This window comes from Roseateles sp. P5_E8 (genome assembly GCF_054177665.1).
The window spans coordinates 76842-90171 of sequence record NZ_JBGCUM010000023.1 but is presented as its reverse complement, the minus strand read 5'-3'; the positions used below and the strand labels follow the sequence as shown (position 1 = coordinate 90171).

Genomic DNA, 13330 nt, shown 5'->3' with positions numbered 1-13330 from the left:
GCCGGCACCCGACGCCGGCGCATCGCCCGGCAGCGTCACGCGGCCGCCGTCCTTGAGCCGGTCCGCGCCTTCGGTAATGACCTTCTCGCCCGCCTGCAGCCCGCTGGCGATGACCACCGTCTCGTCGGTAGCCGGGCCGCGTTTCACAGGCCGTGTCGCCACCGTGCGTGCGGCCTCGTCGAGCACATAGACAAACTCGCCCTTGCTGCTGTTGCGCAGCGCGGCCACCGGCACGACGACGGCGCCTTCCAGCGTCTGCAGCAGCAGGCGCACGTTGACGAATTGGTTGGGGAACAGCGCCTCCTTGGCGTTGGCAAAGCGTGCCTTGGCGCGCACGGTGCCGGTCTGTGTGTCGACCTGGTTGTCCAGCGTGCCGAAGCGGCCTTCGCCGACCACGGTGCTGCGGGTGCGGTCCAGTGCCGTCACCGGCAGCACGGCGCCGCTGGCCATGCGCGCCTGCAGGTCCGGTACGCGGTCCTGCGGCAGCGAGAACTCGACATCGATGGGTGYGGTCTGCGTGATCACCGCAATGCCGTTGGCGTCGCCCGCGCTGACGACGTTGCCGATGTCCACCACGCGCAGGCCGACCCGCCCGGCAATCGGCGCCACGATGCGGCTGTAGCCCAGGTTCAGCCGCGCGGTGCCTTCGTTGGCGCGGTTGGTGGTGGCCGTGCCTTCCAGCTGGCGCACCAGCGCCGCCTGGGTGTCGACATCCTGGCGGGCGATGGAATCCTGCGTCAGCAGCGTCTGGTAGCGCTGCAGGGTCAGGCGCGCGTTCTCAAGCTGTGCCTCGTCGCGCTGGCGCTGGCCGGTGGCCTGCATCAGGGCCATTTCGAACTGGCGCGGGTCGATGGTGGCCAGCAACTGGCCCTTGCGAACGAGCTGCCCTTCCTTGAACAGCACCTGTTGCAGCACGCCCGACACCTGCGGCCGCACGGTGACCGTGGCCGCCGGCGTGACGGTGCCCAGCGCCTCCACCGTGATCGGCACGTCGGCCTTGCGCGCCGTGGCCACGCCCACCGTGGTGGACTGCCCGCCACGCCCGCCGCCGGGCCGGGCGCCTGCTGCGGGCGCTTCGGGTGGGCGGTGGGTCAGCCACCAGGCCAGCGCCACCAGCCCCGCCAGCAGCAGCAAGGCCACCACGGTGATCCAGACCCGCGAACGCCGCTTGCGCACCGGTGGCGTGGGGGTATCGGCGGGTGTGGGTGTGTCGGGCTGGGTTTCGAATGGGGGCATCGGGCGGTCCAGAGCGGCTGTGTGTCGGGGGCGCGTGGCGCGTGCGCGCAGGGCGAGGATCTCGCCCGCGCGGCGCGCCAGCGGGAGATTAGAACCGCGCCATGTTGCTGCTCTGTAGGCTGACGGCGCGATCCCGCGCTGGCTTCGCCGGCCGCCGGCCGCGGCCGGTGCAGTGCTCGGCTGGCTCGCCCTGGGCCAGACGCCTGAGCAGATCACCAGCGACTACCCGGAACTCACCACGGCGGACATCCTGGCCTAAGCGGCCGAGCGCTAAAGCAGAGAGTTGCCACATCGGCTGTGACGCGACGCTCCTGCACGAGCACGGCCGCAGCAGACGGGAAGCAGCCGTCCCTAGACGACGGTTTGCTGCCTGAGCGTTCGCCAGCGCGGGTCAAGGCACGATCGAGATGTTGAAGATTAGATCTGTCGGGCTGAAGCCTTGAGGGTGAACCGTGAAGGTAGAGCCGCTAATGCCGAGAGGTTGGGTCGCCGTACCGCTGATTCGTCCGCTGTGGGCATCAAGTACCAGGCCGGGTGGCAGGAAACTTGGGCCGGACGGGAGCGAGTTCACACCTAAAGCAAAAGTCACCTTTCCCACGCAGGAGGCCGGAAGACCCGCAATCACCGGGTCAGCCACAAGGCGCTGGCCAACCTTTCCTTCCACCCACGTTCCCGTCGGTACGCCGTTAGACACCCACGACAACTTCAGCATCAAGGCGGAGGCGCTGGAGCACGGCGCTTCTGCACTGTCGCTGCCGCCACCGCAACCGCTGCCTGCCCCCACATGAACGCGGCAACGATCACCGCCATGCGCTGCTGACTCGTTCTAGTCATCCGTACTCCTTTGGCTCTCCCAAGGTCGTTAACGCCGCGTAGGCAGCTGCACACCGGCGTCTTTCATCGCCTTGATAAGGCTCTCACCAAAGGTTTTACCTTTCTCGATGCGATCCTTCTCCATGGCTTCTAGGCCCCAACCCGCACCGCCGGGATACGCCCTCGCCGAGCCCTTCCACAGGCTCTGGCGGGTTGCAAACTCGGCAACCTCCACGTCCAACACAATCGAGGTGCCGGTTTGAGAGCCTGCCGTGGCCGACTTCATTGAGACCATGACGACATGTGTGGGAACAGCCGGCGTGCCTCGTGGTGCTCGTTCGGAAAGCAGTACAGCCCGGCCCGGGATTCCATTGCCTACTAAAGCAGCACCAACACCGTCGCGCAACTCTCTCATCGCCGTCCGAACGTCGGTTCCGGCCTTTGACATAAGTCCGTGGTTCGTCGGCGCGCCGATGAGGGCGCCAAGCCCTCCCTGTGAGAGGACCGGCGTGTCCATGAACACGATTTCGACCGACTGAAACGTCACCTTTGCACTGGTGCCCCCAATACGCTCCCCCGATGCTTCATTGAATGCACACGCAGTCAACATCAGACTCGCGGCCGTGATCACAACCACTGCTCCGATCCTTCGCATAGTTCTTCCCTGTTCTTCACATCCAGCAAGAAAAGCATTCTCAGAGCGCTCCAACGAATGTGGAGTTGAGAGCGATGGGCCTCTGACAAAAAATGCGCAGTTAGGCGATTCATGCGATGAGCAAGGTCGTGGTCTTCAAGCTGCGTAGCTCTGCAAGATCCGCGGCGGCACTCTGGCTGGCGCGGTGACGCCCCCAAACCCTTCGGAAGCAAGAGGCGCTGGGCCAATGGCATGGATAACTGCTTCCGCTGGCGGATTCGACCGCTCGGCCGACGAACCCGCTGCAGCATCAACGCGTTCGCCGCGCCGGCTCCGCGCCAGATGCTGTTGCCCTCGATCTCCGCGCCTCGAACGCTCGCAGCCACCCCCCGTCACGCCGACGCCACGCCCGGACACCGCTGTCCGGCGACACTAGCCAGATGTCGCTTTTCCAACAGTTAGCCACGCGCTTCGAGCGCCTCGTCGACCCCTATCCCGAGCCCGCCGGTACCGCGCCACCGACGAAGTTCTTCCCCTTCCTGTGGCGCTGCGCCGATGGCGTGCGCAAGCATCTGGTCGTGGTCATGCTGTTCACGGCCGGCATCGCGGCGGCCGAGGCGTTGCTGTTCAGCCTGATGGCGTCTCTCGTCGATTGGCTCTCCGGCATGAAGCCCGCCGAGCTGTGGGCCAAGCCGCAGCCGGTCATCGTGATGCTGCTGGCCGTGCTGGGCGTCAGCGTCGTGCTGGCGGCCGTGCAGGCACTGATGAAGTACCAGGGCGTGTTCGGCAACTTCCCGATGCGCATGCGCTGGCTCTTCCACCGCCGCATGCTGTCGCAGAGCCTGGCCTTCTTCGGCGACGAGTTCGCCGGGCGTATCGCCACCAAGGTCATGCAGACGGCGCTGGCCGTGCGCGACACCTGGCTCATCGTCGTCGACATCCTTGTCTACGTGGCCGTCTACTTCGGCACCATGGTCGCCATCGTCGCCAGCTTCGACGCCTGGCTGATCGCGCCCTTCGCCGTCTGGCTGGCGCTCTACATCGTCGCGCTGCGCTACTTCGTGCCGCGCTTGGGGCTTATCGCGCAGGCGCAGGCCGACGCGCGCAGTCTGATGACCGGCCGCATCACCGACGCCTACACCAACATCGCCACGGTCAAGCTGTTCGCCCACGGCCGGCGCGAGGCCGGCTATGCCAAGTCGGCGATGCAGGACTTCATGACCACGGCCTATGGCCAGATGCGCCTGGTCACCGGCTTCGAGATCGTCAACACCATCCTGTCGGCGCTGCTCGTCGGCAGCACGGCGGTGCTGTCGCTTTACCTGTGGGGCATCAGCGCCATCGGCGTCGGCGCCGTTGCAGCGGCCACGGCGATGGGCATGCGGCTGAACGGCATCTCGCATTGGGTGATGTGGGAGATGGCCTCGCTGTTCGAGCACATCGGCACCGTGCAGGACGGGTTGGCCACGCTGTCCAAGCCGCAGTCGATTGCGGATGCGAACGGCGCGACCGAGCTGACCGTGCCGCGTGGTGAAGTGCGCTTCGAGCACATGCGCTTTGCCTACCCGAACGGCAAGGTCGTCGTCGAAGGCCTGGACCTCGTCATCAAGCCCGGCGAGAAGATCGGCCTGGTGGGCCGCAGCGGCGCGGGCAAGAGCACGCTGGTCAATCTGCTGCTGCGCCTGTACGACTTGGCACCCGACGGCGGCCGCATCCTCATCGACGGCCAGGACATCGCCAAGGTGACGCAGGACTCGCTGCGCCGCCACATCGGCATGGTCACGCAGGACACGTCCCTGCTGCACCGCTCGGTGGCCGAGAACATCCTCTACGGCCGCCCCGACGCAAACGCCGAAGACATGCAGCGCGCCGCCGAGCGCGCGCATGCCGACGAGTTCATCGGCACGCTGTCCGACCCCAAGGGCCGCACCGGCTTCGAGGCGTTTGTGGGCGAGCGCGGCGTGAAGCTCAGCGGTGGCCAGCGCCAGCGCATCGCCATCGCCCGCGTGATGCTGAAGGACGCGCCCATCCTGCTGCTGGACGAGGCCACCAGCGCGCTGGACAGCGAGGTCGAAGCCGCCATCCAGCAAAGCCTGTACACGCTGATGGAGGGCAAGACGGTCGTGGCCATTGCCCACCGGCTGTCGACCATCGCGGCGCTGGACCGCCTCATCGTCATGGACGCCGGCCGCGTCGTCGAGCAGGGCACGCATGCCGAGCTGCTGGCGATGAACGGCATCTATGCGCGGCTGTGGTCGCACCAGAGCGGCGGCTTCCTGGGGCTGGAGGACTGAGTGGCTTAGCGAGCGCTGAGGTGCTCGCTGGCCGGCATTGCCGCGCCACGCAGTTGCGCGTCCAGGAAGGCGCGGCTCAGGCGCAGGCCCTCGCCCACGTCGATCTGCGCGGCCTCCGTCGCGCTGCCGCTGCGCGGGCCGCGCCGGCCGCCGCCGGCCGGGCCTTGGGGGCCATCTCCGCCACCGCCACGCCCGCGGCCGATGCCGCCGCTGGACTGGCCGCGATGCTGGTCCTGCTCATGCCAGCCCTCGGGCGCCAGCGTGCCGGCCAGCGCCGCATGCGGCACGCCGCCGAGGTTCAGCAGCCAGCCGCTGCCCGGAGCCAGTGCGTCGAAAGCCTGGCGCCGCTCGGCGGGGCGGCGCACCAGGCCCAGCGGGTCCTGGTCAACGTCGCTGGTGATGAGCAGCGTCGCCKCACCTGCGCTGGGCGCCTGCATGACCGGCGGGCTGATGGCGATGACGGCCTGCCAGCCGGCATCGCCGCGCGCGTCCAGCGCGGTCTGGGCGCCGGTCTCGTAGCCGGCCAGCGCGGCACGGCTCCAGTCCAGCTCAGGCTGCGCCGCACGCAGGGCCGGCAGCAGGCGGCGCAGCGCGGCCAGGCGGTCGGCCCGCAGCGCGTCGCCATAGTGCAGCACGCCCAGCTCGCGGAACTCGCCGGTGCGCGACAGCTCCGAGCGCCAGGCCGCCGCATCGGCCTCCAGCGGCTGCACGGCCAGCACCGTGTAGCCGCCCTGGGCCCAGACCGTCGCCCAGCGCTGGCCAGCCTCGCTGCCCTGGCCCAGGCCCGGCAGGTAGACGACCACGGGGGTCGCCGCCGGCGCACTGGCGCTGCGGGTGACCGTCACGCGCCGGCCCTGCGTCTCGAAGCTGGCCAGCGACAGATGCAGCTCGCGCGTGGCCGTCTCGGCCCAGGGCTTGGGCGCGGGCGGGCCACCGGCACAGCCGGCCAGGGCGAGTGCGCAGGTCAGCAACGTGCGGCGGTCGAGGCGATGAAGGCTCATGGGCCGCGACGATAACCGCGGCATGTCGCTGGTTTGTTTCGCTAATCGATGCGCCGCCGCCGCCAGGCAAGCAGCCCGGCGCCGGCCAGCAGCAGCGCCCAGCTGCCGGGCTCGGGCACGGCCGCGGTGCTGAAGTCGCTCAGCAGCAGGCCCTGGCCGTCGCCGTAGTGGACGATGAAGCTGCCGGCGCCGTCGGCCGTCAGCAGCCGCCCGCCATCCGCCACGTTGGCGAACTGGCCGAACAGGCCGCCGCCGGCAGTGATGAGCTGGAACTGCTGCCCCGCCAGTGCGGTGAAGCCGCCGATGAAGCTCAGGCGCAGCTGGGTGTCGCCGCCGAGGTCCACGCTGCCGCCCACGTCCAGCGCGTCGTAGCCGCTGCCGCGCGCCAGGCCGCCCAGCTCCATGTCCAGCAGCGCACCGCTGCTGAAGCTCAGGTCCTGGCGCACGCTGAACAGGCCCGCGCTCTCGCCCGGCGCCAGCGTGGCGGCCTGCACGGCCAGGCGCTGCACCTCGCCGTGGCCGCCCAGCGTGCCCGCGTCGACCACCGTGTCACCGGTGTAGCCCTGCACGCCGTTCAGCACCAGCGTGCCCGCGCCGGTCTTGAGCAGGCCCAGGCCCGAGGCCAGCTCGCCGATGGCGCCGGCCACCACCACGGTGTGGCCGTTGGTGTCGATGAAGCCGGCGGTGCGGCCCGCCTGGCCGCCCAGCAGCACCGTGCGGCTGGCGGCCAGCGCGAGCGAGTCCCAGGCGCGCAGGCCGCCCTGGGCGGAGCGGGTGGTCTCGCCGTCGAAGAAGCTCTTGCCCAGGATGAGCTTGTTGCCGGCCGCGCCCAGCGAGCCGTCGGCCGTGATGCCCAGCACCGCCGTGCCGAAGCCCTGCGGGTCGCCGAGTTGCAGGTCGCCGGTGAAGCTGTTGCTGCGGTGGGCCAGGCGCACGTCGACGGTCTCGCCGCTGCCGGGCGTGCTGCCGCCCTGGATGCGCAGCGTCAGCGGGCCGGTCAGCTGGCGTTCGATGACGATGGACTGGCCTTCCGCATGGAAGCCCGCGCCCCCGGCGCCGATCTGCACATTCATCGCCTCGCCGATGACCAGCGGCCCGGCCAGTGCCGAGCTGGTGGCCAGCGTGCCGTTGTCCAGCTTCAGCAAGTTGCCGGCCGCGCCGAGCGCCTGCACATGGCCCACGGTGAGCTGGCTGCCCTGACCCACCTCCACGCTGCCGCTGAAGCTGTTGGCGCCGGCCAGCGTGACGCTGCCGGCCGAGAAGCCCGTGCGGCCGACGATAAGGCTGCCCTGGCCGGTGAGATCGCCGGCCAGCGTGCCGAACAGCGGGCGCAGCGTGCCGCCCGTGCCCAGGTCCACCACGCTGCCGGCCGCGCTGTTCAGCGTGGTGAGGCTGAGCGTGTGGCCGGCCAGCGCCAGCCGCGCCCCGGCGGCCACTTCCACCAGGCTGCGCGTGCCCAGCGCCTCGTCCACGCCCAGGGCCAGCGTGCCTTCCAGCACGTTGACGAGGTTGTCGCCGCCCCCGTTGCTGTTGGCCGTGTTCAGCGTCCAGGTGCCGGCGCCGGCCTTGGTCATGCCCAGGCCGTTGATGGGCTGATTGAAGACGACGTCGAAGCCGTTCGTGTCCACCGTCATGTTGCGGAAGCTGGTGCTGCGCGTGGCGGCGATGGCCAGGTCGGCCGTGGCGCGCAGCGTGCCGGCCAGGTTGTTCAGGCCGTTGGCGCGGCCCAGGTCCAGCACGCCGGTGGCGGCGCCCAGGCGGGCGTCGCCGTCCAGCTCCAGCGTGGCGCTGGCCAGCTTGACGCCGCCGCTGTGGGTGGCGTTGCCCGCCAGCACGAAGACGCTGGCCGCGCCATTGCCGCCCAGGTTCAGCGTGCCACTGCCGGTGAGGGGGCCGGTGAGGCGGTGCGTGCCCGCCGAGGCCGCACTGAGGCTGGCGCTGGGGCCGCTGACTTCCAGCGGCCGGTCCAGCGTGAAGCCGCCCGGCAGGGCCAGGATGCCGCCCAGCGTGACGCTGCCGCCGGCTGCGCCCAGGTTGGTGTCGTTGCCGAACAGCATCAGGATGCCGCCGCCGATGGCCAAGCCGCCCTCGAAGCTGTTGGCGCCCGTCAGCGTCAGCGCGCTGCGCACGCCGAAGTTGTCGAAGGCGATGCCGCCGCTGCCCGTGATGGCCGAGCTGATCGTGCCCGTCGTGTTGCCAGCCACCAGCACGCTGCCCATGCCGCCGGTGGTGAGGATGGCGCGGCTGAGCGAGGCGCTGCCGGTGAGCTGCAGCGCGCCGCCCTGGTCGAAATGCAGCGTGTTGGCGGCCGCGCCGAGGTGGCTTTCATGATCGGCCACGACCTGGCCGCTGCCGGCCATCTGCACGGTGCCGACAAAGCTGTGCGCCAGGCTGCCGAGGTTCAGCGTGCCGCCGCTGACCCGCACCGGGCGCGCGCCGGTCAGCGCGCCGGTGGTCGTGATCTCGCCGAAGCTGCCGTCGTCGAAAGCCACGTCGAAGGCGCCGTCGCCGCTGGTGGCGCCCAGGCTCACCGCGCCGCCCGCGCCGGTCACGCGCACGGCGCCGTTGCCGGCCACGCTGCCCACGACGATCTGGCCGCCGGCCGGCTTGAGCAGCAGGTCGCCGTTGCCCGTGATGGCGCCGCTGACGCGCAGCGCGTTGTTGAGGCCGTCGGTCTGCAGCGTCAGCGCATGGCCGGCGCGCTGCACCGCCCCGCTGACGATCAACTCGGTGGCCTGCAAGCCGCCGCCCGTGGCGCCAAGGGCCAGCACGCGGGCATTGCCCGTCAGCGTGACCGGCCCTTCCACGCTGGCGCCCGACACCGGCTGACCCAGGAAATTGGTGACCTTCTTCGCGCTGCTGGACAGCAGGCCGGCGAGCTGCACCGGCGCGCCCACGCGGGCCGTATTGGCGCTGTTGCCGCCGGCCCCCACCAGCTGCAGCTCGCCGCCGACGGCCACCTGCACCGCCGTGTGGGCGCCCAGGCTGTTGCCCGCCGCGCCCAGCGTGGCGCCGGCGGCCACCGTGGTGGTGCCGGTGTAGCTGTTGGCGCCGCTGAGCACCGTGCGGCCGCTGAGCAGGGCCAGGCCGCCGCTGCCGCTGAGGCCGCCCTGCAGGAAGAGCTGGCTGGTCAGGCTGGGGCCGCCGTCGACCTGCAGCGTGCTGTCCAGCACCAGGCCAACCTGCACGCGGCCGTGGCCGCCGTCCGACTGCAGGCGCAGGAAGGCGCCGTCGCCCTGGAAGCGCAGCGCCTGGCCGCTGAGCGTGGGCGCGAGGGCGTTGGCGCCCAGCGTCAGGCCGTGCAGCGCGAAGCCACCGGCAATGTCGTTGAAGGTGGTCGGGCGGGCTGCGCTGTCCAGCACCAGCTCGGTGTCGCTGCCCGCCGTTGGCAGGCCGCCGACCCAGTTGGCGGCCTCGCTCCAGTTGGCGCTGCTGGCGCCTGTCCATTGGTGCACGGCCGCGCCGCCGGGGGCGGGCAGCAGGCCGATCAGGGCCAGGGCAGCTGGGAGGGCGCGCAGGGCGGGGTGGCGATGGGTCATGGTGTCAGCTCCGGTGGGCGGCAGAGGCGCGGCGCAGGCCGCACAGGCCGACGAGTGCCAGCAGGCTCAGGGCCAGGCTGCCGGGTTCCGGCAAGGCTTGGGCGCCGTCGGCGCTGATGCGGCTGACGTTGAACGCGAAGCGAGCAGCGTCAAAGGTCTGGCCATTGCTTGAGAACACGCCGAGTTGCCCGCTGATGAGGGCGGGGTTGGCGGCCGACAGGTCGAAGCCCAGGCTGTCATTGACCAGCGCGAGCGCCGAGAAGTCGGTGAAGAACAGCATGAACTGCAGATCCAGGTGCCGGCCCAGGCCGGCCGCGGCGTCCAGCGCGTCAGAGTGCGCAATGGCCGGAAAGAGGTTGAAGCGGTCCGGGTCCACCAGGGCGGTCTGACCGTCGCGCACCTGCACCGTGCAGATGAGTTCCGACACGTTCGGGCAGCTGCCGCTGGTGCTGCCGAAGCCGGCGAACTGGGCCGTCGAGGCGGTGACCGCGCGGTACAGCGTCGCGCCGCCCGGCAGGGGGCTGCCGGCGGTGGCGAGGTCCAGCGTCACGGTCACGGTCAGCGACTGGCCCGTCAGCAGAGGGTTGAGGGCGGCGATCAGCGCCGCATCGTCGGTAGCGGCGCCGGTGAAGCTGCCCTGCACGGTGTAGGTGACCAGCCCGGCCGACGCCAGTGGGGCGGCCAGCAGCAGGGCCAGGGCGGCGAGGCTTCGGCGAAGAAATGGGATGGGCATGGCTGGCTCGCAGGCGGGTGTCGACACGGAGGGCCATGCTGCCCGGCGGCCGTCTCACAGGCGTCTCAGCGGCGTCTCAAACCGAGGCCAGCCGGCACCCGGCAACCCCCGCAGACGGGGGTCGGCGCGGGTCAGCGTGGCTCGGGGTGGGCGGCCAGCCAGGCGGCGGCGCGCCCGTGCAGCTCGGCCAGGCCCAGGCGGGCCGCCAGCGTCTCGGCCTCGTTCACCAGCGGGCGCAGCGTGGCGGGGTCGTCGCCGGCCAGCGTGCGTGCGTCCACCGCGAGCAGCCGCGCCTCGGCCAGCCATTCCTGCAGGCCGGCGGCGCGGGCCACCTCGGCCTGGCGCTCGGCCGCTGCGAGGGCACCCGCCGCATCACCGGCGGCCAGCGCCAGCGCCACGTCCACACGGGCCAGCCGGGCATGCACCAGCGGGTGGGTGCTGCGCGTGGCCACCTCGCGCAGCCGGGCCAGTTCGTCCTCGGCCGGTTGCTGGCCTTGCGCGGTGGCCGTCAGCACGACGGCCAGCACCCAGTTCGACACCCGCAGCGGCTCGCGGCTGCCGCGCAGCAGCGGCGCGGCGGCGGCCAGCATCTGCGCGGCCTCGCTGGCCTGGCCGCATTGCAGCAGCAGCCGCGCGTGGCGCAGCCGGGCCTCGGCCTCGAAGCCGGCGCTGGACTGGGCCTGCGCCAGCACCAAGGCCTGCTGCAGCGCGGCCTCGGCCTCGGCCGGGCGGCCGGCGGAGGTGAGCACGCTGCCCAGCACCAGCAGCGACAGCGTCTCCGTGTGGGCCACGCCGGCCCAGCTCTGCAGGCTGCGCCGGGCCATGGCCTCGGCGGGGCTCAGCTCGCCCAGCGCGTACAGCATGACGGCCAGGTCGTTCTCGATGGTGATGCCGCGGCAGAAGTCGGGGTGGCGCTCCAGCAGCCGGGCCAGCGCTTCGTAGGCCGCACGAACCTGGCCGCCGAACCAGTGGATCTGGCCCTCGAAGCTGAGCAGCGTGGGCAACCTCGGCGCGGCCTCGCGCAGGCGGGCCAGCAGCGCCCAGGCGGCGGGGATGTCGGGCTCGCGCATGGCCAGCTCGATGAGCACCTCGTAGGCGTGGATGCGCTCGCCCTCGGGCAGGGCCGGCAGCAGCTCGCGCAGCCGCGCCGCGTGGCGGATGGCCTGGCTCAGGTCGCCGGCAAAGACGCGGTTGTCCACCAGCGCGGCGCGCAGCCGGCCCTCGATGAGGCGGTGCTGGTCGGGGTCGGCGACGCCGTCCAGCTGGGCCTGGACGGCCAGCAGCGCCGTTTCGCCGCGAGCGAGGTCTTCCAGCAGGTCGCAGGCGGCCAGTTCCAGCCGTGCGCGCAGGCTCTGCGCCACGTCCAGCGATTCGTCGGCCACCTCCAGCCAGACGCTGCGGGCGTCGTCGAAGCGGCCGCGCGCCTTGAGCTGCTCGGCGCCCTGATGGCGCCAGGCCAGCGCGGTCTGCGGCTCGCCGGCCGCGCGCCAGTGTTCGGCGATGGTCATCGCGTCCGCCCCCGGCTGCTGGGCCAGCCACAGCGCGGCGTGGCGGTGCAGCGCCGCGCGGCGGGCGGCGGGCAGGTCGGCCAGCGTGGCCTCGCGGATCAGGTCGTGCGAGCAGGTCAGGCCCGGCGCCTGCGCGCGCAGCATGCCGGCGGCGAGGGCCTCGTCGCGGCATTGCGCCCAGGTGGCGTCGCCATCCGGCAGGCCGACCAGGCTGCGCAGGCCGTCCTCGGGCACCGGCTGCACGAACACCGCCGCTGCCTCCACGGCCTGGCGCGCGGCGCTGCTGAGGGCCTGCAGCCGGCGCTGCACCATCTGGCGCACGCGCTGCGGCAGCGCGTCGCTGCCCGACACGGCGGGGGCGCCGGCGGCCACCAGCTCGCCCAGGGCGAAGGGGTTGCCGGCGCTGAGGGCGTGCAGGCGGTCCAGCTGCTCGTCGCCGAAGTCGCTGTCGGGCCAGCGGGCGCGGCAGACGGTGGACAGGTCGGCGCGCGTCAGGGCGGCCAGGTCCAGCGTCTCCAGTCGCCCGCTGGTGCGCAGCGGCAGCAGCATCTGCTGCAGGTCGGCGCTCATCTCGTGGCCGCGCGCGGCGGCCCGCCAGCGCAGGCGGTCGCCGTGGGCCAGCAGCAGCAGCCACTCGACGGTGGCGGTGTCGCACCACTGCAGGTCGTCCACCAGCAGCACGGGAGTCAAGGCCTCGAAGGCGCGGGTCAGGGCCTCCACCAGGCGAGCCTGGGCGGTCAGCGCGTCCAGCGGCGGCAGCGGCTCGTCGGGCGCCAGCTCGGGCAGCAGGCGGGCCAGGTCCAGCCGGTAGGGGCGCAGCGGGCTGGCGGCGTCGGCCAGCGCGGCTTGCAGGGCGGGGGCGCGAGTACGCAGCGCCTCCAGCACCGGGCGATAGGGCATGCCGTGCAGGCCCTCCAGTCCGCGTAGGCAGGGCGCATGCGGGAAGGCTGCGGCCAGCAGCGTGCTCTTGCCGGCGCCGGCCTCGCCCAGCAGCAGCAGGGCGGGTGCTGCGCTGTGGCGCAGGCGCTGGTGTTCGGCATCGCGGGCCGGTGGCGCGGGGGCGGGCAGGGGTTCGGGGGCGGCCGCACGGCTGTCGCGCAGCCAGCGCCGGTGCAGGGCCTGGGCGGTGTCGCCGCACCACTGCGCAAAGCCGTCGTAACCGGTCAGGCGCCAGCCCTGGGGCCAGTCGGCCGGGTCGAGCGGCGGGCCATCGGCGGCGCTGGCCCGCCACAGCGCCAGGTCGGTGGGCAGCGTCAGCCGCACGCTCTGGCCCTGGGCCTGCAGGCCGTCGTCCACGCCCCAGCCGCGCAGCAGGCTGCGGGCGCGGTGCAGGTTCACGCGCAGGTGGTGCAGCGCGTCGGTGGGCGCGGCGTCGGGCCAGAAGAGGGCGGCCAGCCGTTCACGCGGCAGCCCGGCCTCGCTGGCGCCCAGCACGACGATGAGCGCGCCGGGCACCGTAGGCGGCAGCAGGCGCGGCGGCTCGCCGTCGGGCGCCCAGGCAGGAGTCTTCAGCAGGCAGAGCATGTGGGGCGGCAGTGTCGCCGAGGGCGGGTCTCACCGGGGGCGGGCGCG

Annotated in this window: 8 protein-coding genes; 2 read left to right on the top strand and 6 right to left on the bottom strand. The window is 72.1% G+C overall.

Features of this window, described 5'->3' with window-relative positions:
• The coding region (locus ACXRVZ_RS15350) for an efflux RND transporter periplasmic adaptor subunit (RefSeq protein ID WP_458232548.1) at positions 1-1236 on the bottom strand (1236 nt) is incomplete at its 3' end.
• A 172-nt stretch (positions 1237-1408) separates the two neighbouring features.
• Here ACXRVZ_RS15350 and ACXRVZ_RS15345 point away from each other — a divergent pair.
• Positions 1409-1495, top strand: coding sequence for a DUF433 domain-containing protein (locus ACXRVZ_RS15345; protein WP_457418401.1), 87 nt, complete (start codon positions 1409-1411; stop codon positions 1493-1495).
• Positions 1496-2098: 603 nt separating this feature from the next.
• Here ACXRVZ_RS15345 and ACXRVZ_RS15340 read toward each other — a convergent pair.
• The gene (locus ACXRVZ_RS15340) at positions 2099-2686 is read right to left on the bottom strand and encodes a hypothetical protein (protein ID WP_457417920.1); all 588 of its coding nucleotides are present in this window, start codon (positions 2684-2686) and stop codon (positions 2099-2101) included.
• 437 nt (positions 2687-3123) lie between these two features.
• Between ACXRVZ_RS15340 and ACXRVZ_RS15335 the strand changes: the two genes are divergently transcribed.
• A complete protein-coding gene (locus tag ACXRVZ_RS15335; protein WP_457417922.1) occupies positions 3124-4977 on the top strand; it encodes an ABC transporter ATP-binding protein in 1854 nt (617 codons plus the stop codon).
• Between the two features lie 5 nt (positions 4978-4982).
• Here the strand turns inward: ACXRVZ_RS15335 and ACXRVZ_RS15330 are convergent, their stop codons facing one another.
• The 4 genes from ACXRVZ_RS15330 to ACXRVZ_RS15315 form a co-directional block, all read right to left on the bottom strand.
• Positions 4983-5978 (bottom strand): hypothetical protein, encoded by a 996-nt coding sequence (locus tag ACXRVZ_RS15330; protein ID WP_458232547.1) that lies wholly within the window; start codon positions 5976-5978, stop codon positions 4983-4985.
• A gap of 41 nt (positions 5979-6019) precedes the next feature.
• Positions 6020-9517 (bottom strand): beta strand repeat-containing protein, encoded by a 3498-nt coding sequence (locus tag ACXRVZ_RS15325; RefSeq protein WP_457417925.1) that lies wholly within the window; start codon positions 9515-9517, stop codon positions 6020-6022.
• Between the two features lie 4 nt (positions 9518-9521).
• On the bottom strand, positions 9522-10250 hold the full coding sequence (locus tag ACXRVZ_RS15320; protein ID WP_457417927.1) for a hypothetical protein: 729 nt from the start codon (positions 10248-10250) through the stop codon (positions 9522-9524).
• A gap of 131 nt (positions 10251-10381) precedes the next feature.
• Positions 10382-13282, bottom strand: coding sequence for an AAA family ATPase (locus ACXRVZ_RS15315; RefSeq protein ID WP_457417929.1), 2901 nt, complete (start codon positions 13280-13282; stop codon positions 10382-10384).
• Positions 13283-13330: the final 48 nt, after the last annotated feature.

Coding starts and splice junctions, on each gene's coding strand:
- ACXRVZ_RS15335 (WP_457417922.1), top strand. CDS start 3,124: ATGTCGCTTTTCCAACAGTTAGCCACGCGCTTCGAGCGCCTCGTCGAC.
- ACXRVZ_RS15325 (WP_457417925.1), bottom strand. CDS start 9,517: ATGACCCATCGCCACCCCGCCCTGCGCGCCCTCCCAGCTGCCCTGGCC.
- ACXRVZ_RS15320 (WP_457417927.1), bottom strand. CDS start 10,250: ATGCCCATCCCATTTCTTCGCCGAAGCCTCGCCGCCCTGGCCCTGCTG.
- ACXRVZ_RS15315 (WP_457417929.1), bottom strand. CDS start 13,282: ATGCTCTGCCTGCTGAAGACTCCTGCCTGGGCGCCCGACGGCGAGCCG.